At 45.8% G+C, this 23,887-nt stretch carries 21 protein-coding genes; 13 read left to right on the top strand and 8 right to left on the bottom strand.

Annotated elements, in window-relative coordinates:
• Window positions 1–18: 18 nt before the first annotated feature.
• Both purB and C3Y98_RS12170 read right to left on the bottom strand, forming a co-directional pair.
• Window positions 19–1,392 carry an adenylosuccinate lyase gene (purB, locus tag C3Y98_RS12175; protein WP_135278887.1) on the bottom strand — a complete coding sequence of 458 codons (1,374 nt, stop codon included), beginning with the start codon at window positions 1,390–1,392 and terminating at the stop codon, window positions 19–21.
• A gap of 634 nt (window positions 1,393–2,026) precedes the next feature.
• On the bottom strand, window positions 2,027–2,605 hold the full coding sequence (locus C3Y98_RS12170; RefSeq protein ID WP_135278886.1) for a hypothetical protein: 579 nt from the start codon (window positions 2,603–2,605) through the stop codon (window positions 2,027–2,029).
• 306 nt (window positions 2,606–2,911) lie between these two features.
• Here C3Y98_RS12170 and ung point away from each other — a divergent pair, with 306 nt between their 5' ends.
• Window positions 2,912–3,595 carry a uracil-DNA glycosylase gene (gene ung / locus C3Y98_RS12165; RefSeq protein WP_135278884.1) on the top strand — a complete coding sequence of 228 codons (684 nt, stop codon included), beginning with the start codon at window positions 2,912–2,914 and terminating at the stop codon, window positions 3,593–3,595.
• A 48-nt stretch (window positions 3,596–3,643) separates the two neighbouring features.
• Here the strand turns inward: ung and C3Y98_RS12160 are convergent, their stop codons facing one another.
• The 6 genes from C3Y98_RS12160 to C3Y98_RS12135 form a co-directional block, all read right to left on the bottom strand.
• Entirely contained in the window at window positions 3,644–5,107 is a 1,464-nt protein-coding gene (locus tag C3Y98_RS12160) for a bifunctional 2-methylcitrate dehydratase/aconitate hydratase (protein ID WP_135278882.1), read from the bottom strand.
• Between the two features lie 219 nt (window positions 5,108–5,326).
• Window positions 5,327–6,496: a bifunctional 2-methylcitrate synthase/citrate synthase gene (gene prpC, locus C3Y98_RS12155; protein WP_135278880.1), complete on the bottom strand. Its 1,170-nt coding sequence runs from the start codon at window positions 6,494–6,496 to the stop codon at window positions 5,327–5,329.
• A gap of 1 nt (window position 6,497) precedes the next feature.
• A complete protein-coding gene (prpB, locus tag C3Y98_RS12150) occupies window positions 6,498–7,382 on the bottom strand; it encodes a methylisocitrate lyase (protein ID WP_135278878.1) in 885 nt (294 codons plus the stop codon).
• A 132-nt stretch (window positions 7,383–7,514) separates the two neighbouring features.
• Window positions 7,515–8,510 (bottom strand): HpcH/HpaI aldolase/citrate lyase family protein, encoded by a 996-nt coding sequence (locus C3Y98_RS12145; protein WP_135278877.1) that lies wholly within the window; start codon window positions 8,508–8,510, stop codon window positions 7,515–7,517.
• Entirely contained in the window at window positions 8,510–9,577 is a 1,068-nt protein-coding gene (locus C3Y98_RS12140; RefSeq protein ID WP_135278875.1) for a MaoC family dehydratase, read from the bottom strand. The genes C3Y98_RS12145 and C3Y98_RS12140 overlap by 1 nt, the downstream gene beginning before the upstream one ends.
• 12 nt (window positions 9,578–9,589) lie before the next feature.
• On the bottom strand, window positions 9,590–10,471 hold the full coding sequence (locus tag C3Y98_RS12135) for an HpcH/HpaI aldolase/citrate lyase family protein (protein WP_135278874.1): 882 nt from the start codon (window positions 10,469–10,471) through the stop codon (window positions 9,590–9,592).
• Window positions 10,472–10,654: 183 nt separating this feature from the next.
• Here C3Y98_RS12135 and C3Y98_RS12130 point away from each other — a divergent pair, with 183 nt between their 5' ends.
• The 12 genes from C3Y98_RS12130 (at window position 10,655) to acnB (ending at window position 23,823) form a co-directional block, all read left to right on the top strand.
• Window positions 10,655–11,389 carry a GntR family transcriptional regulator gene (locus C3Y98_RS12130; RefSeq protein ID WP_135278872.1) on the top strand — a complete coding sequence of 245 codons (735 nt, stop codon included), beginning with the start codon at window positions 10,655–10,657 and terminating at the stop codon, window positions 11,387–11,389.
• 141 nt (window positions 11,390–11,530) lie between these two features.
• The gene (locus C3Y98_RS12125) at window positions 11,531–12,721 is read left to right on the top strand and encodes a malic enzyme-like NAD(P)-binding protein (protein ID WP_135278870.1); all 1,191 of its coding nucleotides are present in this window, start codon (window positions 11,531–11,533) and stop codon (window positions 12,719–12,721) included.
• A complete protein-coding gene (gene sdhC / locus C3Y98_RS12120) occupies window positions 12,721–13,110 on the top strand; it encodes a succinate dehydrogenase, cytochrome b556 subunit (protein WP_135278868.1) in 390 nt (129 codons plus the stop codon). Before C3Y98_RS12125 ends, sdhC begins: the two co-directional genes overlap by 1 nt.
• 11 nt (window positions 13,111–13,121) lie before the next feature.
• Window positions 13,122–13,469 carry a succinate dehydrogenase, hydrophobic membrane anchor protein gene (gene sdhD, locus C3Y98_RS12115; RefSeq protein ID WP_135278866.1) on the top strand — a complete coding sequence of 116 codons (348 nt, stop codon included), beginning with the start codon at window positions 13,122–13,124 and terminating at the stop codon, window positions 13,467–13,469.
• 7 nt (window positions 13,470–13,476) lie between these two features.
• Complete coding sequence (gene sdhA, locus C3Y98_RS12110; RefSeq protein WP_135278865.1) at window positions 13,477–15,237, top strand: succinate dehydrogenase flavoprotein subunit; 1,761 nt, start codon at window positions 13,477–13,479, stop codon at window positions 15,235–15,237.
• Between the two features lies 1 nt (window position 15,238).
• Window positions 15,239–15,976, top strand: coding sequence for a succinate dehydrogenase iron-sulfur subunit (locus C3Y98_RS12105; RefSeq protein WP_135278863.1), 738 nt, complete (start codon window positions 15,239–15,241; stop codon window positions 15,974–15,976).
• Window positions 15,977–15,984: 8 nt separating this feature from the next.
• Entirely contained in the window at window positions 15,985–16,302 is a 318-nt protein-coding gene (locus C3Y98_RS12100) for an FAD assembly factor SdhE (RefSeq protein WP_135278861.1), read from the top strand.
• Between the two features lies 1 nt (window position 16,303).
• A complete protein-coding gene (locus tag C3Y98_RS12095; RefSeq protein WP_135278860.1) occupies window positions 16,304–17,434 on the top strand; it encodes an HpcH/HpaI aldolase/citrate lyase family protein in 1,131 nt (376 codons plus the stop codon).
• On the top strand, window positions 17,434–19,071 hold the full coding sequence (locus C3Y98_RS12090) for an acetate--CoA ligase (protein WP_135278858.1): 1,638 nt from the start codon (window positions 17,434–17,436) through the stop codon (window positions 19,069–19,071). Before C3Y98_RS12095 ends, C3Y98_RS12090 begins: the two co-directional genes overlap by 1 nt.
• A complete protein-coding gene (locus tag C3Y98_RS12085; protein WP_135278856.1) occupies window positions 19,068–20,606 on the top strand; it encodes a fumarate hydratase in 1,539 nt (512 codons plus the stop codon). The genes C3Y98_RS12090 and C3Y98_RS12085 overlap by 4 nt, the downstream gene beginning before the upstream one ends.
• Before the next feature lie 121 nt (window positions 20,607–20,727).
• On the top strand, window positions 20,728–21,060 hold the full coding sequence (locus C3Y98_RS12080) for a hypothetical protein (RefSeq protein WP_167759941.1): 333 nt from the start codon (window positions 20,728–20,730) through the stop codon (window positions 21,058–21,060).
• A 159-nt stretch (window positions 21,061–21,219) separates the two neighbouring features.
• Window positions 21,220–23,823 (top strand): bifunctional aconitate hydratase 2/2-methylisocitrate dehydratase, encoded by a 2,604-nt coding sequence (acnB, locus tag C3Y98_RS12075; RefSeq protein WP_135278855.1) that lies wholly within the window; start codon window positions 21,220–21,222, stop codon window positions 23,821–23,823.
• The last annotated feature ends 64 nt before the right edge of the window (window positions 23,824–23,887 follow it).

Genomic DNA, 23,887 nt, shown 5'->3' with positions numbered 1-23,887 from the left:
ATTTACATGCATTTAAACTCACTTAATGGTTTTTACAAGCTCCGCTGCTTTACCTGTGTAGCTCGCAGGTGTCAGTGCCAGTAAGGCTTGTTTTGCATCTGCAGGGATAGCCAACTCACTGATAAATGCATGTAATGAGGTTTGGTTAATGCCACCTTTGCCGCGAGTTAGCTCTTTTAGCTGCTCATACGGGTTCTCAATGCCATAGCGACGCATTACTGTTTGAATCGGCTCCGCTAGTACTTCCCAGCTGTTGTTTAAATCTTCATCCAAACGTGCAGTGTTAACTTCAAGCTTATTCAAGCCGCGTAAGCAAGAATCATAACCTAACAAGGTATAGCCAAAAGCCACACCCATATTACGCAATACTGTAGAGTCGGTTAAGTCGCGCTGCCAGCGTGAAATTGGTAGCTTCTCTGCCATATGGCGCAACACTGCATTCGCTAAACCTAAGTTACCTTCGCTGTTTTCAAAGTCAATCGGGTTCACTTTATGTGGCATGGTGGATGAGCCGATTTCGCCTGCTTTTACTTTTTGTTTGAAGTAGCCTACAGAGATATAACCCCAGATATCACGGTTGATATCAATTAAGATGGTATTGATACGCGCTAAGGTGTCGTACAACTCTGCCATGTAATCATGTGGCTCAATTTGTATCGTCATTGGGTTGTAGGTCAGACCTAATGATGATACAAAACGTTCTGCAAAGCTTTCCCAATCGAAATCAGGGTAAGCAGATAAGTGCGCGTTAAAGTTACCAACTGCACCGTTGATTTTGCCAAGAATTTCATTGTTAACTAATTGTTTTTGCTGACGTTGTAAGCGGTATACCACGTTGGCCAACTCTTTACCCATCGTGGTTGGTGATGCAGTTTGGCCGTGGGTGCGTGATAGCATCGGCTGGTTAGCCAATTGCTCTGCTAATTCGGTTAAGCGGGCAATTAGTGTATTCAAAAACGGCAACATCACACTGTCACGCGCGGTTTTGAGCATCAAGCCGTGAGATAAGTTGTTGATGTCTTCTGAAGTACATGCAAAGTGAATAAATTCACTGGCCTTTTTTACTTCAGTGTTGCTATCAAACTTTTCTTTCAGCCAGTATTCCAGCGCTTTTACATCGTGGTTGGTACGCGCTTCAATCGCTTTCACTTGTGACGCATCTGCCTCACTGAAATTCGTAATAGCTGCATCTAACTCTTGGATGGTTTCGGCACTAAATGGAGCGATTTCTGCTAACTCTGGTGCGCCAGCCAGTGCTTTTAGCCACTCAACTTCTACCCATGCGCGGTGTTTAATCAGCGCATATTCACTAAAATAAGGACGTAAAGCGTCAAGTTTAGATTGGTAGCGGCCATCAAGAGGAGAGAGTGCGTTTAATGTTGTAAGTGACATAGCAAAAAGAAATGAGCGTTTTATAAAAGCGCTATTTTACCTTAGTAGCAGAGTGGGGCAAAAAGTTTTTATTTTCATATCAATTGATTAGTGCGTAGGGTGCTCTTTTTATATTTCATACTTTTATCATCTGGTTCGCATATAGAGTATAAATTAGCGTTGATAGTGTAATAAAAAGTAAGGCTGTAAGACCAATATAAATTTTAATTTGTGATAAATGGTTAAACTTTTTTCTTAAGCCTAAGGCAAATATGACATAAACTAGACCTTGGATTTGTAGCACATATTAAGTATTGAATTAACATCTTGTCCATATAACTTTAACGTTTGAATTAAGATACAAGGCGCTGTTAGGCGTCCCGCTTGAATTATGGGTTAGGGTAACGCAAGCAACGAAGAGTCAACTTAGCGCACCCCACAAACCCAAACGGAAATTAGGAACAAAAAAACTATAAAATTGCACCAAAAAACAGCCAGATAAAAGCACCCCGAAAGCCACCGGGCTAAAAACACTGCCTTGTAACTCTCGTAGAATAATGCTTCCAGAGCACACTAATGTAGATGAGCGCTAACATGGAATTGACCAGGCTGCGCCGTTTTTTTGTGCAGTTCGGCTCTAATACAGGGTTGGGCATCACAGGCCGAGTAATTTTCGCCACCACGGTCTACTATCCCTTGCGTGCCTTTGTTTTATAGCTACTTTAAGCTTGGCTAATGAAATCTTTATTTCGTCTTGTAGTCTATTTGACTCAGCATTGGCTACTATTTCGTCATCGGTTAATGGTCGTGACCGAGCGAATCTTACTGGTGAGCTACATTCGACATTAACTCTGCAGTAGTGGGTCCCATTGAACGACATTCCCTTGGCCGCAAATGCATCAAAAATGATGCGCACAAGTTCGTCTCCTTGAAGTTCGAGTCCGTCAGGAATATTCATTCTGTGAATTCTCCAATTCAGTTCAGCACCTTCACTTGAGTATATTTCATTTAATGGGTCAGCTTCCAATGATATTTCAATGCTTTTCCAAAAAATACGGTAATAGTGAGTCTCTTGTGTTCCTTCGTATGGCCCACCGTATTTGTTGATAAGGACCATGTAGATATTTCGCTCATGATCAACAACCCATTTGCTAGATGGAAGTCTGCTGTGTTGAAAACTCTTCAATACTACGCTGAAAGCACTATCAGGGATTGTTTCAACTTCGAATACCATTTCATGACGCCTTAACTGTAGTTATATAGTCCCATGGGTCTATATATTAATAAATGGATGATTGTTATACATTGCTGGAATCCATTGCCCTTATTGTTTTTATGGTTTTATTATCTCTATGTTTATATGATTAATATAGAGACATGACATCACTGTTTTTTTGATTGTAAACCAACACCTTTGAATTTAGAACTTGGTGAAATTGATAGGGGTTGAATGTTCGCTTTGGGATCCTAAAATGGGGCCGAGTGCACGTAATTTTCGGTCTATAATGGGCTAATCTCCATCAATACTCGCGTTTAACTCATGTCTCAAGAAAAACCTGGTCAACTTCACCCTTCATGGCAAGCGATGATTGGTGACGAGCTTGATAAGCCCTATATGCAATCATTGCGCGCCTTTTTATTACAGGAAAAAGCTGCTGGCAAGACGATATTTCCACCCAGCCCATTGATTTTCAATGCCTTTAATCACACGCCTTTTGACAAGGTGCGCGTGGTGATTATTGGGCAAGATCCTTATCACGGAGTAGGTCAAGCGCACGGCTTGAGCTTTTCAGTGCCAGAAGGCGTTGCGTTGCCACCCTCGCTACTCAATATTTTTAAAGAAATCGAAAATGACCTCGGCATTAAAATGCGCGGCAAAGGCGATTTAACGGCTTGGGCAAATCAGGGGGTGCTGCTATTAAATGCAACGCTGACGGTGGAAATGGCGAATGCTGGTTCACATCAAAAGCGCGGCTGGGAAACTTTTACCGACGCGGCGATTGCTGCTTTAAATATGCATCGAGAAGGTTTGGTGTTTGTGCTGTGGGGCAGTTATGCACAGAAAAAAGGGGAGATGATCGACCCAAAAAAACATTTGGTACTGAAGTCGGTTCATCCATCGCCGTTGTCGGCGCATCGAGGTTTTTTTGGTAATCACCAATTTTCGAGTATTAATGAATATCTGAAAAAGCGCGGTGAAGAACCGATTGATTGGCAAGTATAGGATAGGGCGGACAAAATGGATGATTTTGCCCGCCGTGAATGTTATGTTTTAACCCTGCCAGAGCATATCTACGAATGCATTAACAGGCATAGATTCTAGTGTTTTTTGCGCTAGGCATAATTCTAAAATTTCCGCTTGTTTTTTCGCATCAAACCTACGTGCTAAATTGATTTTGAATTTTTTCACTAATTCAGGGATGCCTTCACCACGACGACGGCGGTGGCCAATCGGGTATTCAACGGCAATATTGCTTGAACTAGTACCATCTTTAAAGAAGATTTGTATCGCGTTAGCAATTGAGCGTTTTTCAGGATCTAGGTAATCGCGCGTGTATTCTGCTTTTTCTACGCAGGTCATTTTGCTGCGAATCGCATCAATGCGTGGGTCTGCCGCCGCTTCATCTTCGTAATCCTGTGCTGTCAAGTTACCTTTGAGTAGGCCGATGGCTGCCATGTACTGAATGCAATGGTCTCGATCGGCAGGGTTGTCTAGAGGCCCTGTTTTATCAATAATGCGAATTGCAGACTCATGCGTGGTAATGACGATTTTATCAATCTCAGCAATCTGCTCTAATGTTTGCAGCCGGCTACCTACTTCACCATTCAGTTGCAAGGCGCATTCCACCGCTGTTTGTGCATGAAACTCAGCAGGGAATGAAATTTTGAACAAAACTTGTTCCATCACATAAGAGCCATAAGCACGTTGGAATTTAAACGCATTACCTTTAAAAAGCACGTCGTAGAAGCCCCATGTTTTTGCAGTGAGTGCCGAAGGGTAACCCATTTCACCTTGCATGGTCATCCATGCTAAACGTACAGCACGTGAGGTAGCGTCGCCAGCCGCCCATGACTTACGTGAACCGGTATTCGGGCTGTGGCGATAAGTACGTAAGCTTTGGCCGTCAACAAACGCGTTAGAAACGGCGTTGATAATGTCTTCTTTGTTGCCACCTAGTAGCTTGGTTACGACGGCTGTTGAGGCAATTTTCACCAAAATCACGTGATCTAAACCAACGCGGTTAAAGCTGTTTTCTAATGCCAACACACCTTGAATCTCATGCGCTTTAATCATGGCGGTGAGCACGTCTTTTACAGTCAGCGGTGCTTTTCCTTCGCTAATGTTTTTGCGCGACATATAATCTGCCACCGCTAAAATGCCGCCCAAATTATCGGATGGGTGACCCCATTCCGCAGCTAACCATGTATCGTTAAAGTCTAACCAGCGGATCATCGCGCCGATATTAAAGGCGGCGAGGATAGGGTCAAGCTGGAAATTGGTGCCGGGTACTTTTGCACCATTAGGCACAACAGTGCCAGCAATGACTGGGCCGAGTAACTTGGTACAAGCTGGGTAATCCAGAGCTTCAAAGCCACAGCCTAATGTGTCCATCAAGCAATTGCGTGCGGTGTCGTATGCTTCGTCGCTATTGATTTCATAATCGGCAACGTAATTGGCAATATCAACAATGACTTGGTCTGGTGCGGGACGAACGTTAGAGATGTGCGACGACATATTAAGGACCTTTAAAGTGTAAAAATAAATTAATTTAGTGCGCTCTTCCCGCAGGCCTTTATGGGTTTTTATTATTTCGACTTAGTTAGTTAAATACTTAGTTACTTAAATAACCAGTTGTTTAACTAAACAAGTCTGAAGTATAAAAAGTGGAATCCATTTTAAACGGAGAGTAAAACTAAATGGATTCCGCCTCCGAGGGAATGACGGAGTTAAGGGTTAGCGTTGCTCCAGCGGTACATATGGCCGGTTTTCCGGGCCTGTATATTCCGCATTTGGGCGGATAATTTTGTTATCGATGCGCTGTTCAATCACATGTGCTACCCAGCCTGTGGTGCGCGATATCACAAATATCGGAGTGAACATGCCGGTAGGGATCCCCATCATGTGATAGCTGGATGCACTGTACCAATCCAAGTTAGGGAACATTTTTTTCTCGCGCCACATGGTTTCTTCTATGCGCGCAGAAACATCAAATAGCGTCATATTGCCGTTATCTTCACATAACTTGCGGCTTACAGCTTTGATAGATTCGTTTCTTGGGTCGGCAATGGTATAGACCGGATGGCCAAAGCCAATAATGATTTCTTTGCGTGCCATGCGTTGCATGATGTCAGCTTCGGCTTCATCGGCCGTTTTATAGCGCTCAATAATTTCCATGGCTGCTTCATTCGCGCCGCCGTGTTTGGGGCCGCGCAGTGCGCCAATCGCACCGGTAATACACGAGTACATGTCCGATAAAGTACCGGCCACTACGCGTGCGGTAAAGGTAGAAGCGTTAAATTCATGTTCTGCATACAGCACGAGTGATGTATTCATGGCACTGATGTGTAAATCTGACGGTTTTTTGCCATGCAGCAAATGTAAGAAATGTGCGGCAATCGAGTCTTCGTCAGTTTCTACTTCGATGCGTTTCTGGTTGTGGCTAAAGTGGTACCAGTAAATTAAAATCGAGCCAAAACAGGCAATCAGCCTATCTCCTAAATTTTTTGCATCTTCAATATTGCGGTCGCTTGTTTCAGGCTCTAGTGTGCCAAGCATCGAGCAGCCTGTGCGCATCACATCCATTGGGTGTGCGTTGGCAGGAATTTGCTCTAATACTTTTTTTAAGCCGTCTGGCAGGCCACGTAACTTCTTAAGCTTTTGGTGGTATGCCGCTAGCTCAGCTTTATTAGGTAGTTCGCCATGAATCAGCAGGTGAGCGACCTCTTCAAACGTTGCAGATTTTGCAAGCTCGATAATGTCGTAGCCGCGGTAATGTAAGTCATTGCCAGTGTGGCCAACGGTACAGATCGCAGTGGTGCCAGCTGAAATGCCAGCCAGTGCTACGCCTTTTTTCTTTTTAGGTTCTTGAGTAGTGGTTGCTTGGGTGGTGTTAGGTAGTGTCATGCTACTTTTCTCCCTTAAATAACGCGTCTAACTTTTGCTCGTAAGCGTGGTAATTCAAGTGCTCGTACAGTGCTGCGCGCGTTTGCATGGTGCTAACTACGTTGGCTTGCGTGCCGTCTTTACGTACAGCCTGATATACATTGAGTGCGGCCTGATTCATTGCTCTAAATGCTGAGAGTGGATATAGCACCATGCTCACATGAGCGCTGCGCAACTCATCTACGGTAAATAATGGTGTTGAGCCAAACTCGGTGATGTTGGCGAGCACTGGCACTTTGACTGCATCTGCAAATTGTTGGTACATGCTTAGTTCGGTGATGGCCTCCGGGAAAATCATATCTGCGCCAGCTTCAACACAGGCACAGGCACGGTCGATTGCGGATTGGAGGCCTTCTACGGCTAGCGCGTCGGTACGCGCCATAATGACGAAATCTGGGTCAGTTTTTGCATCGACTGCGGCTTTAATGCGGTCTACCATTTCAGCTTGGCTGACAATCGCCTTGTTGGGACGGTGCCCGCAGCGTTTGGCTTGCACTTGGTCTTCAATATGCACAGCGCCTGCGCCAGCTTTAATGATGCTTTTAATGCTACGTGCGATATTAAATGCACCGCCAAAACCTGTGTCGATATCTACGAGTAAAGGTGTTTCTGTCACATCGGTGATTCTGCGTACATCCACCAGCACGTCTTCAAGGGTAGATATGCCTAAATCTGGAATACCTAACGACCCTGCAGCAACGCCGCCACCAGATAAATATAAAGCTTTATAACCAGTTTGCGTGGCGAGCAGGGCGTGGTAAGCGTTGATGGCACCGATGATTTGTAAAGGTGTTTCTGCGCTTAATGCAGCTCTAAAACGTGTACCTGCAGTTGCTTGTTTATTCATGTTGCTGATTTCCTTCAGTTCATTTAATCACGTTGTAATGCCATGCTGGCGTGAGGTGGTATTCAAGCCCCAGCTATCAGCGTGGGTAGGTGCTGATAGCTGCTTCGTCGATGTTTAAGAGGCTCAGTTTCGTTAAAAGAATGCTTCAACCGCTGCTGCTGGAATCTCAACCTTGGTTAATCTGGCTTTTTGCAGCACTTCCCAGAAGTATCTGTATGTTGCGCGGTCATGTAATTCACCAGCGTATTGAATTGGGCCCCAATCGGCCTGCTGTGCGGCAAGCAGGATATTGGCTGCATCAATCACTTCATCAAAGTTAGGTTTCATTGCGTCCACAATGGCCTGAATTTGTGTCGGGTAAATGCTCCACATACGCATAAAGCCAAACTCATTATGTGCACGGCTGGCATCGCTCAATGTGGTTTCTACATTTTTTAAATCCAGCGTCACGTTATGTGCAGGAACTACGCCATTGGCGAGTGCTGCTGCGACTACTTCTGATTTTGCACGTGCTAATAAGCGATGCTCGAACTGGCCCGGGCTACGCATTGCGCTGGCTGGGATGGCGCCGTGATGCGCGCTCACAAAGTCCATTAGGCCGAAATCTAATACTTGCAGCCAAGGCAGTGCTGCGATTTCATGTACTTGCTTGAGGGCGCCATGGGTTTCAATCAGTATATGGATAGGTATCACTCGGTTGATATGGTTCTCTTTAGCCACAACCTGAACGTACTCAATCATTTCACGTGCTTGATCGATACTGGTACATTTAGGAATGGTAATGTAAGTCAGCACCTTACCTGCACCAGCCACTAAGATGTCGATATCTAATTTCCATGCGTGGTGGGTATAGTCATGGATGCGCGCACCTGCCATTTTGTATTTGTTAGCGTCTGAATTTAATACACGCACAATCATCTCTGCGTGTTCGCGCTCTTGCCCGGCAGCAGCACCGTCTTCACAGTCGCAAGTGATATCAAATACCGCACCTATGCAATCTTGTAGTGATAGTGCTTTTAGAATGAGCTTCTCGCTGCCAGCAAAATGCTCGCAGGCCGGAATCAGCGGAAATGGTTTTTCTCCGCCAAATAGTGCTTCATTCGGGTGTTTTTTATAAGACACAGCCATTATTTGTTTCCTTTGCGAGGCATGAGTACGGTGTAATCAAGATCAAGTACTACATTGGGGTGGTAACTGTTAAATTGCTTGGTTTCTGCTAAATCGGCAGGATTCATATTTTTGATGCCGACCATGCGTAGTCTGAGTGCGCCTAAATCGTTTCTGTTAGGTAGTTCCCAGCGATCCAGTACTTCAGTAAAAGTATAGATAGTGTCGCCGGCAAAGCTTGGGTTGGCGTGGGTGCCTGCATTAATTGCCGCAATGCTGATTGCATTTTCCAGGCCTTCGTAGCTCAATGCGCGGCATGCCGAAATCACGATTCCGCCATATACCAGACGTTTGCCGAAAGTTGAGCTTTGCATTAAGTGTGCATCAAAATGTAAGCGCGCATTATTTTGATAAAGACGGGTAGCCAGTGAGTGGTCGCTCTGGTTGATAGTCAAGCCTGCCGCGTGATTGATGCGCTCGCCTGTTTGGTAGTCTTCCCAGTAGAATTGGCCACCTGTTGCTTGTTGGTCAAAGTTGCCAGTCGTTAGATATGCTGGAATGCTTAATTGATCAGCTGCAACAAATGCTGGCAATTCAGGTATTGTCGTTTCAGGTGCTGGCGCATTGGCGTCATTTTTATGTACCATCACCCAGCGCACCCAGCTTAAAACTGGCTGATTATGCTGATTAACAGAGGTGGAACGTACATAAACTACGCCGTTTTTACCGTTGGAGTTTTGTTTGAGCCCAATTACTTGGCTGGATGTGCTTAAAGTATCGCCTACAGATACGGGCTGTAAGAAGCGAACATCTGCATAACCTAAGTTTGCCACTGCGTTTACCGAAATATCAGGCACGGTTTTGCCAAATGCGATATGAAACGTCAGTAGATCATCTATCGGGGCAGATTGGTAGCCCACGCTTTGTGCAAAAGGCTCGCTGCAATGCAATGGATTGCGGCTGCCCGTTAATGCGATATACAGCGCGACATCGCCTGCGGTAATGGTGCGTGGTGTGGCGTGATTAATCACTTCATTGAGTGTGAAGTGTTCAAAAAAACGGCCTGATGATGTTTTGTTTGATTGCATAGTGGTCGCCATTTATATGTATTCTTCTTCAAGCTCGGTAATTGCTTCATGTAGCTTAATTAAGCGTTGTGCCGCTTTAATGTGGTGATGTTCTACTAACTTGTCGTTAACGACCACAGTGCCGCGGCCCGCCTCGTTAGCTTCTTTTAGCGCTGTAATGATGAGTCTTGCGTTGGCGACTTCTGTCGCTTTTGGTGTGTATGCATCATTGCAATAAGCAATTTGCGCTGGGTGTACCAACGACTTTCCGTCCATGCCCATGTCGCGGCCAATTCGGCATGCGTATTCAAAAGAGTGCATGTTTTTAAAGTCGCTGGTAATGCCGTCAATCACGGCTTTTCCGTAAGCGCGTGCAGCTAAAATCACCAACGATAATGAGGTCAAAATTGCCACGCGCTCATGAGTAACGTGTGCATGCAGCTGTGAGATAAGGTCTGAAGTAGCCATTACTATGCAGATTACGCGGTCAGATGCAGCGGCAATTTCCTTGGCGTTAAGCACGGCAATCGGGCTTTCAATCATCACCATCATCGGTACATTATGTCCGCCAGCGTCATCCAGCAGTTGCTGTGCTTTTAGTACATCCTCGCGTGACTCAATGTTGGGAAACAGGATTGCATCGGCACCGATATTCGCTACCGCACGAATGTCGTCATGACCCCAGATCGAGTCAAGATTATTGACACGCACGACTACTTCTCTAGAGCCATAGCCACCTTGTTTGATTGCAGCTACTACATTAGCCCTGGATTGTTCTTTGGCATCGATCAGGATAGGGTCGCCCAAATCCAATATCACAGAGTCTGCTGCCAATGTGCGTGCGCGATCAAGATAATGTTGATTACAGCCCGGTACATATAGCACGGAGCGCCTTGGACGGATGAGATGTTCCATAATCAATATGACTTTATAAAAATGTTGATTTGATTATATAGATGAAATTAAATAAGTGTCAACATTTATCTTATGTCTTATATAAGATATAAAATGCTAGACTAATTTTATTTGGCGTGATATAAATTCAATCATGGAAATTAAGCATGTTGCTGTTAACTAAAATACATAGGTTGTGAAATTATGGATAAGCAATTGAGTTCACCAAGCTATAGACCTTTATATGACCAGATTAAAGTATTAATCACGCAGGGTTTGATTGGCGGGGAGTGGAAGCCGGGTGATGTGATTCCTAGTGAAGTGGAGTTGGCCGCGCGTTACAAGGTGAGCCAAGGCACGGTGCGTAAGGCAATTGATAGTCTGTCTGCCGAGAATATTCTAATTCGCAGGCAAGGTAAGGGCACTTTTGTTGCAACGCATAGTGAAGAGGTAACTAAGCTTAGGTTCTTAAGGTTGACTGCTATTGATGGTAAAAAAGAGTTGCTGCAGAACGAGTTGATTTCATGTGTGAAATCAAAAGCAGATGCCTATATTGCCAAAATATTAGAGATTAAAGCGGGGGCGGCGACCATAGAGGTGAAACGCTTGCTCACTTTCTCAGGGCGGCCATTGATTTACGATCACTTGATTGTGCCTGCTGTGCCGTTTAAGGGGCTTAATAGCAATAAGGTAGAAGAGTGCAATGGCTCTATGTACAGCATGTATGAGTCCCAGTTTGGTGTGCGCATGATTCGTGCGGAAGAGCGCCTTAAAGCAGTTGCTGCTAATCAAGAGGTGGCAAAAGCATTAGGTTTAAAAGAAGGTTACCCCTTACTCAGTATAGAGCGCGTTTCATTTACCTATGGTGATAAGCCAATGGAATGGCGTCTGGGATTGTGTTTGACGGATGATCATCATTATATGAGTGAGCTTGAGTAAATTTTTTTAAAAGTCTGCATTGGCGTTGTTAGGTGTCGCATGTCGTACTGTCTACGCTCGTTTTTTTAGTCACTGCAGATTTTTAACACATGTTGATAATGTAAATTTAGTAGACAACGGTGAGTTGTAAAAAGGCAAAAAATGGATGACCTAAGAAAACGCGCATTGGATTACCACCAATTTCCTAAGCCAGGTAAGTTGAGTGTGGAGTCGTCTAAATCTTGTACTACTCAAGATGATTTGTCGCTTGCTTATACGCCGGGTGTTGCGGAGCCAGTGCGTGAAATTCATGCAGATGCAAGTAATGCCTACCGATATACCAATAAGGGTAATTTAGTTGCGGTCATTACCGATGGTACCGCGGTACTGGGTTTAGGCAATATGGGTGCGTTGGCGAGTAAGCCTGTAATGGAAGGCAAAGCTGTATTGTTTAAGCGTTTTGCAGGCATCGACGTGTTTGATATTGAGGTGAATGCAAAAACACCGGATGAGTTTATTGAAACCGTGGTGAATATTTCCCCAACGTTTGGTGGCATTAATTTAGAAGACATTGCGGCGCCACACTGTTTTTATATAGAAAATGAGCTGAAAAAACGCTTGGATATCCCAGTGTTTCATGATGACCAACATGGCACGGCCGTAATCGTAGCTGCTGCGCTGCTCAACGCGTTGACCCTGCAGGGTAAAGTGATCGAGGCGGCAAAAATCGTATTTCTAGGAGCGGGTGCCGCCGGCTGTTCCTGTGCCAAACTGCTGAAAAGCATGGGCGCTAAGCATATTACGATGGTGGATAGAACTGGCGTTTTAGACACTAGTCGACCAGACCTGCATGATAACAATCGAGAGCTAGCGGTTGCCCCTAGCGCAGTCAAAACGCTGGCAGATGCTATGCAAGGTGCGGATGTGTTTATTGGTGTTTCCGCTAAAAATGCACTTGATGCTAATTTAATCAAAGATATGGCTGTTAACCCGATTATTTTTGCTTTGGCAAACCCAGACCCCGAAGTGCTACCGAGCGTGGCGCATGCCATACGAGGTGATGTATTGATGGCAACGGGCCGAAGTGATTTTCCTAATCAGGTCAATAATGCGCTGTGTTTCCCCTATTTGTTTAGAGGGGCGTTGGATGCTAAGGCTAAGCAAATCACGGAAGCGATGAAAATTGCCGCGGCACACGCATTAAGTGAGCTTGCCCGCGAGCCTGTGCCTGCCGAGGTGTTAGCTGCTTACAATCTGCAATCACTTGCTTTTGGCAAAGATTATATTATTCCTAAACCGTTTGATCCGCGCCTGTTAGCGCGAGTATCAAAAGCAGTAGCTGAGGCAGCGTAGTGGCTAAGAAAACTCTAATCCGCAATCGACCTAAGAATCTTAATTTATTTACGATTCGCCTGCCTATCAATGCTGTGGTGTCGATTTTGCATCGCATGAGTGGCATGGTGCTATTTTTATTGATTCCAGCATTGATTTGGGCGCTGCAAACTTCACTTAGTAGCGAGTCAAGCTTTGATAGGTTGGGTGCGATGTTCCGACACTGGACACTAAAGCTGCTTTTAATTGGTTTTTCCTGGCCGTTTTTTCACCACTTGTATGCAGGGTTAAGGCATTTGGGGCAAGACGTGCACTGGATGACTACGCTGAATAAAGCCAGATTCTCCAGTCGCATTGTGTTGGTACTAGGCGCCTGTTCCATGCTTGGTTTTGCTTATTATATTTGGTAACAATCACCGCTATGTTGATAGAACTACTAACAAAAAAATATCCGGGCATGCGTTTATGGCTAACGCAGCGTATTTCGGCAGTGATGATGGTGATTTACTTAATGCTGATGCTAATCATGTTAGCAATCAAGCAGCCACATGATTATGCGTCATGGTTGGATTTAATGTCACCTTGGTGGTGGCGCATGTTATCCCTAGTGTTTTTTGCCAGTTTGTTTACGCATGCTTGGCTTGGTGTGCGGGATGTATTTAAAGATTATGTGTTTAACCTGAGGTTGCGCGCGGTTTTGCAAGTGACGGTGGATATATTGTTGATTGCTTACCTGTGCTGGGTATGCATTATTTTATGGAAGCTTTAAGTCTCATATGAATATACAAAATCATCAGTTTGATGCAGTGATTGTCGGCGGTGGCGGCGCAGGTTTACGTGCTTCATTGCAGTTGGCCGAAGCAGGTGTCAAAGTTGCTGTGCTGTCTAAGGTTTTTCCTACGCGCTCACATACGGTAGCGGCACAGGGTGGCGTGGCCGCTGCTTTGGGCAACGTGTCTGGAGATAACTGGCTTTGGCATATGTACGACACGATTAAAGGCTCTGATTATTTAGGTGATCAGGATGCAATTGAGTTTATGTGTAAAAACGCCGCAAAAGCGATTATTGAGCTTGAGCATTTTGGTATGCCGTTTGACCGTCTGGAAAATGGCAAAATATTTCAGCGCCCATTTGGCGGAATGACGCAGAATTTTGGTGAAAAGCCTATTTCGCGCACTTGTGCTGTGGCAGATAGAACCGGTCATGCCATGCTGCATACTTTGTATCAGCGCAACATCCGGGCAAATACGCAGTTTTTTGTCGAATGGTTTGCACTGGACTTAATTCGCGACGCTGATGGTGATGTGCTGGGCGTGATTGCCTTGGAAATTGAAACTGGCGATATCCATTTGTTGCAGGCTAAAACAACGTTGTTAGCTACTGGCGGCGCTGGGCGTATATTCCAAGCCAGTACCAATGCCTTTATTAATACCGGTGATGGGCTGGGTATGGCGATACGCGCCGGCTTGCCATTACAGGATATGGAGTTCTGGCAATTCCATCCGACTGGTGTGCTGCACGCTGGCGTGCTGATTACTGAGGGTGTGCGCGGTGAAGGTGGCTACTTGGTGAACTCTGAAGGCGAGCGATTTATGGAGCGCTATGCGCCCAATGCTAAAGATCTAGCAAGCCGCGATGTGATTTCGCGTTCAATTGCCACGGAAATTAAAGCTGGTCGCGGTGTTGGCAAAAATAAAGATGCTGTGTATTTGAAACTCGACCATCTGGGTGAGGAGTTGATTAATAAACGCCTGCCGGGTATTCGTGAAATTGCTAAAACTTTTGCCAATGTTGACCCAGTGGTTGATCCGATACCGATTGTGCCGACAGCGCATTATATGATGGGCGGTATTCCTACCAATTTAGATGGGCAAGTAGTTGAGCCAGTAGATGGCGGCGAGAAGGTTGTGAACGGCTTGTACGCCGTCGGTGAGTGTGCTTGTGTTTCAGTGCATGGCGCAAATCGCTTAGGCTCTAATTCATTATTGGATTTAGTCGTGTTTGGTAAAGTTGCCGGTGATCAAATGGTGAAGCAGATTGCTTTAAACCAAGCCCATAAGCCATTGCCTAGTGATGCTGCTGACAAAACATTGGCAAGGGTTAAGCGCCTCAACCAGCAAACCAACGGTGAAAGTGTGGCTGAAGTTGGTGCTGCTATGCGTAGTGCCATGCAAACGCATTGTGGCGTGTTTAGATTTCCTGATCTGCTACAAAATGGCGTGGCTAAAATCAATGAGATTGCCGAACGTGTTAAGCGCATTGAAATTAAAGATAAGAGCCAAGTGTTTAATACTGCGCGTATCGAAGCCTTGGAGTTGGACAACCTGATAGAAGTGGCGGTGGCAACGATGCATGCAGCCAACAACCGTAAAGAAAGCCGCGGCGCACATGCACGCGAAGACTTCTCCGAGCGCGATGATGAAAATTGGTTATCGCACTCACTTTACTATAAGCAAGACCATCAGCTACTTTATAAGCCTGTACGTTTGCAACCATTAACTGTAGAGCCATTTATACCTAAAGCGAGGGTTTATTGATATGAAATTTTCTATTTATAGATACAACCCGGACACGGATAAAAAGCCTTACATGCAAGACTATGAGATTGAACTGCAAGAGGGTGACCAAATGTTGCTGGATGCACTGATTCGTATCAAACAGCACGATGACACTTTGTCTTTGCGTAAGTCATGCCGTGAGGGTGTGTGTGGTAGTGATGCCATGAACATCAATGGTAAAAATGGCCTTGCCTGTACTACTAAATTATCTGAGCTTGAGCAGCCTGTGGTGCTTAGGCCGATGCCTGGTTTGCCAGTGATACGCGACCTGGTTGTTGATATGACGCAGTTTTTTGAGCATTACAACTCAGTAAAACCTTATTTGATTAACGACGATCCGTTGCCTGAAACCGAACGTTTGCAGAGCCCTGAAGACCGCGCAAAACTAGATGGTTTGTATGAATGCATTATGTGCGGTGCCTGTACTACAGCGTGTCCTAGTTTCTGGTGGAATCCTGACAAGTTTGTAGGACCGTCCGGCTTGATGCAGGCTTACCGCTTTATTGTCGATTCGCGCGATCAGGCAGAAGCAGAGCGCTTGGAGAACCTGGAAGACCCATACCGCTTGTATCGTTGCCACAATATTATGAACTGCGTGGATGTTTGCCCGAAAAAGCTTAACCCGAATGCGGCGATTGCCAACATTAAAGATTTAAAAATCGAGCGGGCAAAAGAGGCGAAAGCAACCAAAAAAACGGTGTCCATTAAGGCGATTTGAGGTGCGTGATGATGAATGCAGAAAATCTAAGAGATGCAGAACAAAGACGCTTCGCATGGCGCTGCAGAAGAGGGCTGTTGGAGCTTGATATTGTGCTGCAAGATTTTGTGCAACATCACTACGATGCACTGACCCTAGAAGAACTGCAAGTGTTTGATGCGCTACTCGCCTTGCCAGACAATGAGTTTTGGATGCTGATTAATAATACCAGCACTATGGGTAAAGCGCTTGGCGCGCAAGAAAGTGCAAGAAACGCAATGATTTATAAAATTAAAACTGCCCGATTAAATAAACCCGAGTCAAGCAAAATACAGGAGGCTGAATAAGATGATGATGCATATAGGTGAAGAGCCGATCACTTTTGACGCCAAAGCGCTGGGCGACTATTGGCCTGGCATCCAGTTGTATTATCCGCCGGTGAAATATGCGCCTAGTCTGGGTATTTATGAAGACATGGATCAGGCGGCGGCGCGTATGAAAAAACATGCGCATTTTACGCAGGCACACACTCTCATTTTTGACTTGGAAGATGGTTGCCGACAAAAGGCCATGAGCCGCGATCTGTTGCGCAAAGAGCTGCCATTGCTGCGCAAAACCAATGAGCGCGTTACGGTTGCTATCCGCGCTAACTCATTTAGAACTGATGAGTATGAGCAGGATATGCAATTAGTGCGCGACATGGGCGACTATATTGATGTGGTGATGCTGGCCAAGGCTGGCGAAGCGTATGGCGCCGCCGAGGTGCGAGATCTTTCGAGCTTCCTGTTGAGCGTCAATCCACACATTACGATACAGCCTATTATTGAGCATCCTAAGTCGTTAAAAATAGCCCCAGATTTAATGCAGTACAGCACGGTTAAACATGTGGTGTTTGGTATTCATGACTTCTCAAAGGCGATGGGTATTCAGATTACGCCTGAAAACTGGATTGAAGAGCTGCAGTTCTACATGAACACATTGATGTTTGAAGCGCGCATCGCCGGTAAGGGGGTGATTGGTGGCGTAGAAACGTTAATCGGCGCCAGTCCTATGCCGGAAAAGTATCTTGAGCCGCATGATGTGCGCCGCTGGCTTGATTTGCATGGTGATAATGAGTCGCGCGTGGTTTACAAGCATGCTTGTAAAGAGGCAGCTATGGGCTTAACTGGCAAGCAAGTGATACACCCGGGGCATATTCACCTTTGTAAAACTGCGTACACGCCATCCCCAACCGAAATTGCACAAAAAGTCTGTATTTTGAAAGCGGCAATTGAGGCAGATGCTTTGCTGGGTGGTGCTATTAAGTTTGAAGGCGAGATGTTGGATCCGCCAATGTTTGGTAAAGCTTTACAAACATTATTAAGGGCGCATGCATTACGCGCGCTGAAATCCAGTGATATGGAATTTGCTTTACATGTCTTACAACTACTACCTGCACAGGTTGTGCGAGAAAACTGGCCATATGGAGTACTTTTATAATGTTGACTGACTTTCCAAAGTGGGATTGGCAAATTCCAGAGTATTTTAATATTGGTGTAGCCTGCTCAGACCGTCATTTAGGTACGGCGCAAGCAAATGAAATTGCGATGATTGTTGAGGATGATGCATTAGGTACCTCTACCATCACTTTTGCAGATTTGGCACTTAAAACTGATTTATTTGCGCAAATATTGCGTGATATTGGTGTTAAAGTCGGTGATCGCGTGCTAATTCGCCTGCCTAATAGTTTGGATTACCCAATCGCGTTCTTAGGCGCGATGAAAATGGGGGCAATATCCGTCCCCACATCTACCTTGCTTACCGCAGAAGAAGTTGCTTATTTGGCAAAAGATTCGGGCGCTACCGTATTGGTGACCGATGCTGCGGCTTGGACAGGGATGCAATCGCAGCTGGAAGGCGCGTTGGGCAATACACCTAACCTGAGACATGTGCTACTGACACAGCTGACACAAATGCCGACAGCCGGCAAATTAGCGGTGCATGATTTACAGCAAACAATCGCTAATGTGAAAGCGGTGGATGCAATGCCGCGCACCAAGGCGGAAGATCCCGCTTATTTGGTTTACACCTCGGGCACCACTGGTTATCCTAAGGGTGTGCTGCATGCGCACCGTGCCTTACTGGGAAGGCAACCCGCAGCCCAGTATTGGTTTAATTATAGTGAGCAGGCACAAGATAGAATCATGCACTCAGGTAAGTTTAACTGGACCTATGTGCTAGGTACCGGTTTGATGGATCCGCTGTATTTAGGTAAAACCGTGATTGTGCATGAAGGTAAAAATGATGCGCAAAAGTGGCTGGATTTAATTCAAAAGCACCAAGCGACTATTTTTATCGGTGTACCTACCATTTACCGCCAAATTCTACAAAAAACCACGACAGCCAAAGAGCAGTTGCCTAGCATGCGCCACTATATGAGTGCTGGTGAGCACTTGTCAGATGAGGTGTTAACCCAGTGGCGTGCGCGTTTTGGTTTGGATATCTATGAAGCGGTTGGCATGAGTGAATTTTCATACTACTTGTCACAAAGCAAGTACCGTCCTATTCGTGCTGGTTCAGCAGGGTTTCCACAGCCTGGGCATCAGATTCAGCTACTTAACCCAGATACACGGGAGCCTGTGGCTGCAGGTGAAGAGGGCATGATTTGCGTCACGGATACAGACCCTGGCTTGTTTTTACGTTACTGGAATCTGGATGAGGAAACTGCCAAGTACAAGCATGATGGCTACTTTTTTACCGGAGATTATGCAAAATATGACGCTGATGGCTACATCTGGTTTTTAGGACGCAAAGACGACATTATTAAAAGTTTTGGCTACCGCGTTTCACCCTATGAAATTGAGCGTGTGTACAAAGGCCATCCCGACGTGGCAGATTGCGCTGCCATCGGTGAAGAAATCGAGAAAGATAAGCTACTGGTGGTGATTTATGTGATCTTGAAACCAGAGGCTAGCATCACACCGGACGATTTATTGCATTTTGGTAAGCAACACCTGGCGGCTTATAAATCGCCAAAAACGGTTTATCTGGCAAAAGATTTTCCACGCACTAAGAATGGTAAAATCTTACGTAAAGATATCAACTCAACCATTGCTACAGCAAAATCAACACGATGACTACGATTAAACAAGAGGACTTTATTGCGAGCATTGCAGATGCTTTGCAATATATTTCTTATTACCACCCCGCTGATTTTATCCATGCATTAGCTGCCGCTTATGCGCAGGAGGAATCTCCTGCCGCAAAAGATGCAATTGCACAGATTTTGACTAACTCGCGCATGTGTGCTGAGGGTAAGCGCCCTCTGTGTCAGGATACAGGCATTGTGGTGGCTTTTGTTAAAGTGGGGATGAATGTACGTTTTGACGCTGAACTTTCATTAGCGCAAATGGTGAACGAAGGAGTGCATCGCGCTTATTTGTTGCCAGAAAATAAACTGCGCGCCTCGATTGTGAGCGACCCGGCCGGTAAGCGTGCCAATACTAAAGACAACACCCCGGCTGTGGTGCATGTGGAGCTAGTGGTTGGGGATAAGGTTGAAGTGAGCATTGCGGCTAAGGGCGGCGGTAGTGAAAATAAAGCAAAACTAGCCATGCTTAACCCAAACGACAGCATTGTTGATTGGATATTAGAGGTGGTGCCCACCATGGGCGCTGGCTGGTGTCCACCCGGTATGTTGGGTATTGGTATTGGCGGTACCGCTGAGAAAGCCATGCTGTTGGCGAAAGAATCACTGATGGCGCCTATCGATATGCATGAGCTTAAAGCCAATGGTGCACAAAATAAAATTGACGCATTAAGGCTGGAGATCTATGAAAAGGTCAATAATCTAGGCATCGGTGCGCAAGGCTTAGGCGGCTTAACTACTGTGTTAGATGTGAAAATACTGGATTATCCAACCCATGCAGCCAGCTTGCCGGTAGCAATTATCCCTAATTGTGCGGCTACTAGGCACGTGCATTTTGAATTGGATGGTAGCGGCCCAGCCCTGCTAGAGGCACCAAGTTTGGATGACTGGCCAGATGTGCATTGGGCGCCAAGTACACAATCATTAAGGGTGAATCTGGATACGATTACGCAGCAAGAAATTGAAGCTTGGCAGCCAGGGCAGACCTTGCTATTAAGCGGTAAGTTGCTGACCGGCAGAGATGCTGCGCACAAGCGTATGGTGACCATGTTGAACAATGGTGAAAAGCTGCCAATAGATTTTACCAATCGCTTTATTTATTACGTGGGCCCTGTAGATGCAGTGGGACATGAAGCTGTAGGGCCAGCCGGCCCAACCACAGCGACGCGTATGGATGACTTTACAGAAACCATGCTCAGCCAAACTGGGCTGTTAGGGATGGTGGGCAAGGCTGAGCGCGGAGAGGAAACCATCGCAACCATTGCCAAGCATCGTTCCGTTTATTTAACGGCAGTAGGTGGTGCAGCTTACTTGGTTAGCAAAGCCATCAAAAAAGCTGAAGTATTGGCATTTGCTGATTTAGGCATGGAAGCCATTTACGAGTTTACCGTGCAAGATATGCCGGTAACGGTTGCGGTTGATAGCCGCGGCAGTTCCGTGCATACCACTGGCCCCGCCGAGTGGCAGCAAAAAATAGCACAGCGCAAAGTGTCTGGCGAGGTGATTGTGGTTCATCCAGCCTAGTCAGTAGCAACGAGGTAATCAGCAGTGAGTCATCGCTAGATGCCTATCGTTTAGTTAAGTGATAGACTGAATGAATTATTATCCAGATTTTTACTCTTAATACGTGTAAAGGAGTAAGTTGATGAAATCACATAGAATTACGCTGTTTAACTTGGTGGCTGTAATGGCTGGCTTGATGCTTGGTTTAATGGCGGTAGTGCCTGCGCATGCCGCTACTATCCTTGATGTGCTGACCGATACCCAAGGTCGCTATACAGGACCTACTGTTGAAGAAAACGTGGTGTCGATGGATACCGATAAAAACGGATTCGCCGATGCCAGTGAGGTGCGTGCTTTTTTAGAGCTGAAGCATGGCAAAGGCTATGAGAGTGAGGTTTTAGAAAGATTCGAAGCTTCGCTTAAAGGCACGAGCTGCGGTACCCCTTTTGCAGGGGCCTCGCAATTAACCAACTAGTTTGGCGGATAGTTTGATTTTGTATGTGACGGGCACGGTGAAAGTGCGCTAATCACTATAAATGCATGAATCATCACACATGCACCAATCAACATTAAGTTAAGCTAGTTTATAATAAACACAATTTTATTTAACTAGAAATCTAAGCAGAAAATCGTTATGTTAAAAGCCTATGCAGCGCACGTGCAAGAACGTGCTTCACAACAACTTCCTCCATTACCATTATCAGCTGAACAAGTCGCACAACTTGTAGAGCTACTCAAAGCCCCACCAGCGGGTGAAGAAAAACTGTTGGTCGATTTGCTTGAAAATCGCGTACCAGCAGGTGTGGATCAGGCTGCTTATGTGAAAGCAGCGTTTTTGTCAGACATCGCGCATGGTAAAGCTGTATCCCCTTTAGTTAGCGCTGAAAAAGCAGTTGCCTTATTAGGTACCATGCTGGGTGGCTACAATGTACAGGCTTTGGTAGGGCTGTTAGATTTATCTGCGACTAATCCAGCCATGGCGGATGCTGCGGTTAAAGCTTTGTCGCAAACGATTTTGATGTTTGATGCATTTCATGATGTTGATGAAAAAATGAAGGCAGGCAACCTGCATGCTAAAAAACTCATTGAGTCTTGGGCAAATGCAGAGTGGTTTACCAATGTGCCAAAGTTGGCTGAAGAAATTAAAGTCGTTGTATTTAAAGTGGATGGTGAAACCAACACTGACGATTTAAGCCCAGCGCAAGAGGCATGGAGCCGTCCGGATATTCCACTGCACGCAAAAGCGATGCTCGTGACCAAAATGCCTGATGGCTTAAAGACGATTGAAACCTTGAAACAAAAAGGTTTGCCACTGGCCTATGTGGGTGACGTGGTCGGCACCGGCTCATCACGTAAATCAGCCATTAACTCCGTACAGTGGTTTATGGGTAATGATATCCCTAACATCCCTAACAAGCGCACTGGCGGGGTAATCTTAGGGACTAAAATTGCGCCGATTTTCTTTAACACTGCAGAAGACTCAGGCGCGATGCCGATTCAATGTGATGTGTCAAAAATGCAAACAGGCGATGTCATCACTATTAAACCTTATGCAGGTCAGGTATTAAATGCGCAAGGTGAGGTCATTAGCACATTTGAGCTGGCACCAACTACGATGCCGGATGAAGTGCGTGCCGGCGGCCGTATTCCATTGATTATTGGGCGCGGCTTAACCACCAATGCACGCCATGCCTTAGGTTTACCAGCATCAGATTTATTTATTCAATCAATCGCACCAAAAGATACTGGCAAAGGTTATACACTTGCACAGAAAATGGTGGGTAGAGCTTGTGGCTTGCCTGAAGGTACAGGCGTGCGCCCAGGCGCATATTGTGAGCCTAAGGCCACAACGGTTGGTTCACAAGATACGACAGGCGGTATGACGCGTGACGAGCTTAAAGAGTTGGCGTGTTTGGGCTTTAGCGCAGATTTAGTCATGCAAAGTTTCTGCCATACAGCGGCTTACCCAAAACCAGTCGACATTAAATTACAGCACAGCTTGCCAGAGTTTATGAGCAGCCGCGGCGGTGTGAGTTTACGCCCAGGCGACGGCGTGATTCACTCATGGCTAAACCGTATGGTGTTGCCAGATACCGTCGGTACCGGTGGTGACTCGCATACACGTTTCCCAATTGGTATTTCTTTCCCTGCTGGTTCTGGTTTGGTGGCTTTTGCTGCAGCAATGGGCGTGATGCCCCTAGATATGCCTGAATCTGTACTAGTGCGCTTTAAAGGCGAAATGCAGCCTGGCATTACCTTGCGCGATTTAGTGAACGCGATTCCTTACGCTGCCATCCAAGAAGGCACGCTAACGGTTGGTAAACAAGGTAAGAAAAACGTATTTAACGGCCGCATTCTGGAAATTGAAGGCTTGCCAGATTTGAAAGTAGAGCAAGCGTTTGAATTTGCAGATGCTTCGGCTGAGCGTTCTGCTAACGGCTGTACCGTGAAATTGAACAAAGAGCCAGTGATTGAGTTCCTGACTTCAAACATCGTATTGCTACAAAACATGATTGATAATGGTTACCAAGATCCGCGTACATTGCAACGTCGTATTGCAAGCATGCAGGCGTGGTTAGCTAAGCCTGAGTTGCTAGAGGCGGATAAAGATGCTGAATACGCACATGTGATTGAAATTGATCTCAACACCATTACTGAGCCGTTAGTGGCTTGCCCTAACGACCCAGATGACATCAAGCCACTAACGGCTGTAGTGGGCGATAAAATTGATGAAGTGTTTATCGGTAGCTGTATGACTAATATTGGTCATTATCGTGCGGCTGCTAAGGTGCTGGAAGGTTCAGGCGGCATTCCTACCCGTTTATGGATTGCACCACCAACCCGTATGGACGAAGCGCAATTACGTGATGAGGGTGTTTACTCTGTATTCGGGGTTGCTGGTGCCAGAACTGAAGTGCCAGGCTGCTCATTGTGCATGGGTAACCAAGCGCGCGTAGCAGATAAAGCCACTGTGTTTTCAACTAGTACGCGTAACTTTGATAACCGTATGGGTAGAGACGCACGCGTGTACTTGGGTTCAGCTGAGTTGGCGGCGGTTTGTGCCAAGTTAGGCCGTATGCCGACGCATGCAGAGTATTTGGAGACGGTAGGTAACAAGCTGGCTAACGCGGCTGAAATCTATAAATACCTGAATTTCGATCAAATGACAGATTACACACCATCTTTAGAAGCACTTTCTAATGGTAAGAAAGTCATCCCGATTGCTGAGGCAGTCTAAACATTAAGCTTTAAACATGTTTGAAATTGTTAGCCATGCTGGTTTGACATAAAGATATACGTCA

The organism is Methylotenera oryzisoli (assembly GCF_004661485.1).
GTDB lineage: Bacteria > Pseudomonadota > Gammaproteobacteria > Burkholderiales > Methylophilaceae > Methylotenera > Methylotenera oryzisoli.
Note: the sequence above shows the minus strand (reverse complement) of the source record. Positions and strands in the feature narration are given on the sequence as shown.

Bases quoted from the DNA above. Each gene is read 5' to 3' on its own strand.
- purB (WP_135278887.1), bottom strand. From the start codon at position 1,392: ATGTCACTTACAACATTAAACGCACTCTCTCCTCTTGATGGCCGCTAC.
- C3Y98_RS12170 (WP_135278886.1), bottom strand. From the start codon at position 2,605: ATGGTATTCGAAGTTGAAACAATCCCTGATAGTGCTTTCAGCGTAGTA.
- ung (WP_135278884.1), top strand. From the start codon at position 2,912: ATGTCTCAAGAAAAACCTGGTCAACTTCACCCTTCATGGCAAGCGATG.
- C3Y98_RS12160 (WP_135278882.1), bottom strand. From the start codon at position 5,107: ATGTCGTCGCACATCTCTAACGTTCGTCCCGCACCAGACCAAGTCATT.
- prpC (WP_135278880.1), bottom strand. From the start codon at position 6,496: ATGACACTACCTAACACCACCCAAGCAACCACTACTCAAGAACCTAAA.
- prpB (WP_135278878.1), bottom strand. From the start codon at position 7,382: ATGAATAAACAAGCAACTGCAGGTACACGTTTTAGAGCTGCATTAAGC.
- C3Y98_RS12145 (WP_135278877.1), bottom strand. From the start codon at position 8,510: ATGGCTGTGTCTTATAAAAAACACCCGAATGAAGCACTATTTGGCGGA.
- C3Y98_RS12140 (WP_135278875.1), bottom strand. From the start codon at position 9,577: ATGCAATCAAACAAAACATCATCAGGCCGTTTTTTTGAACACTTCACA.
- C3Y98_RS12135 (WP_135278874.1), bottom strand. From the start codon at position 10,471: ATGGAACATCTCATCCGTCCAAGGCGCTCCGTGCTATATGTACCGGGC.
- C3Y98_RS12130 (WP_135278872.1), top strand. From the start codon at position 10,655: ATGGATAAGCAATTGAGTTCACCAAGCTATAGACCTTTATATGACCAG.
- C3Y98_RS12125 (WP_135278870.1), top strand. From the start codon at position 11,531: ATGGATGACCTAAGAAAACGCGCATTGGATTACCACCAATTTCCTAAG.
- sdhD (WP_135278866.1), top strand. From the start codon at position 13,122: ATGTTGATAGAACTACTAACAAAAAAATATCCGGGCATGCGTTTATGG.
- sdhA (WP_135278865.1), top strand. From the start codon at position 13,477: ATGAATATACAAAATCATCAGTTTGATGCAGTGATTGTCGGCGGTGGC.
- C3Y98_RS12105 (WP_135278863.1), top strand. From the start codon at position 15,239: ATGAAATTTTCTATTTATAGATACAACCCGGACACGGATAAAAAGCCT.
- C3Y98_RS12100 (WP_135278861.1), top strand. From the start codon at position 15,985: ATGATGAATGCAGAAAATCTAAGAGATGCAGAACAAAGACGCTTCGCA.
- C3Y98_RS12095 (WP_135278860.1), top strand. From the start codon at position 16,304: ATGATGATGCATATAGGTGAAGAGCCGATCACTTTTGACGCCAAAGCG.
- C3Y98_RS12090 (WP_135278858.1), top strand. From the start codon at position 17,434: ATGTTGACTGACTTTCCAAAGTGGGATTGGCAAATTCCAGAGTATTTT.
- C3Y98_RS12085 (WP_135278856.1), top strand. From the start codon at position 19,068: ATGACTACGATTAAACAAGAGGACTTTATTGCGAGCATTGCAGATGCT.
- C3Y98_RS12080 (WP_167759941.1), top strand. From the start codon at position 20,728: ATGAAATCACATAGAATTACGCTGTTTAACTTGGTGGCTGTAATGGCT.
- acnB (WP_135278855.1), top strand. From the start codon at position 21,220: ATGTTAAAAGCCTATGCAGCGCACGTGCAAGAACGTGCTTCACAACAA.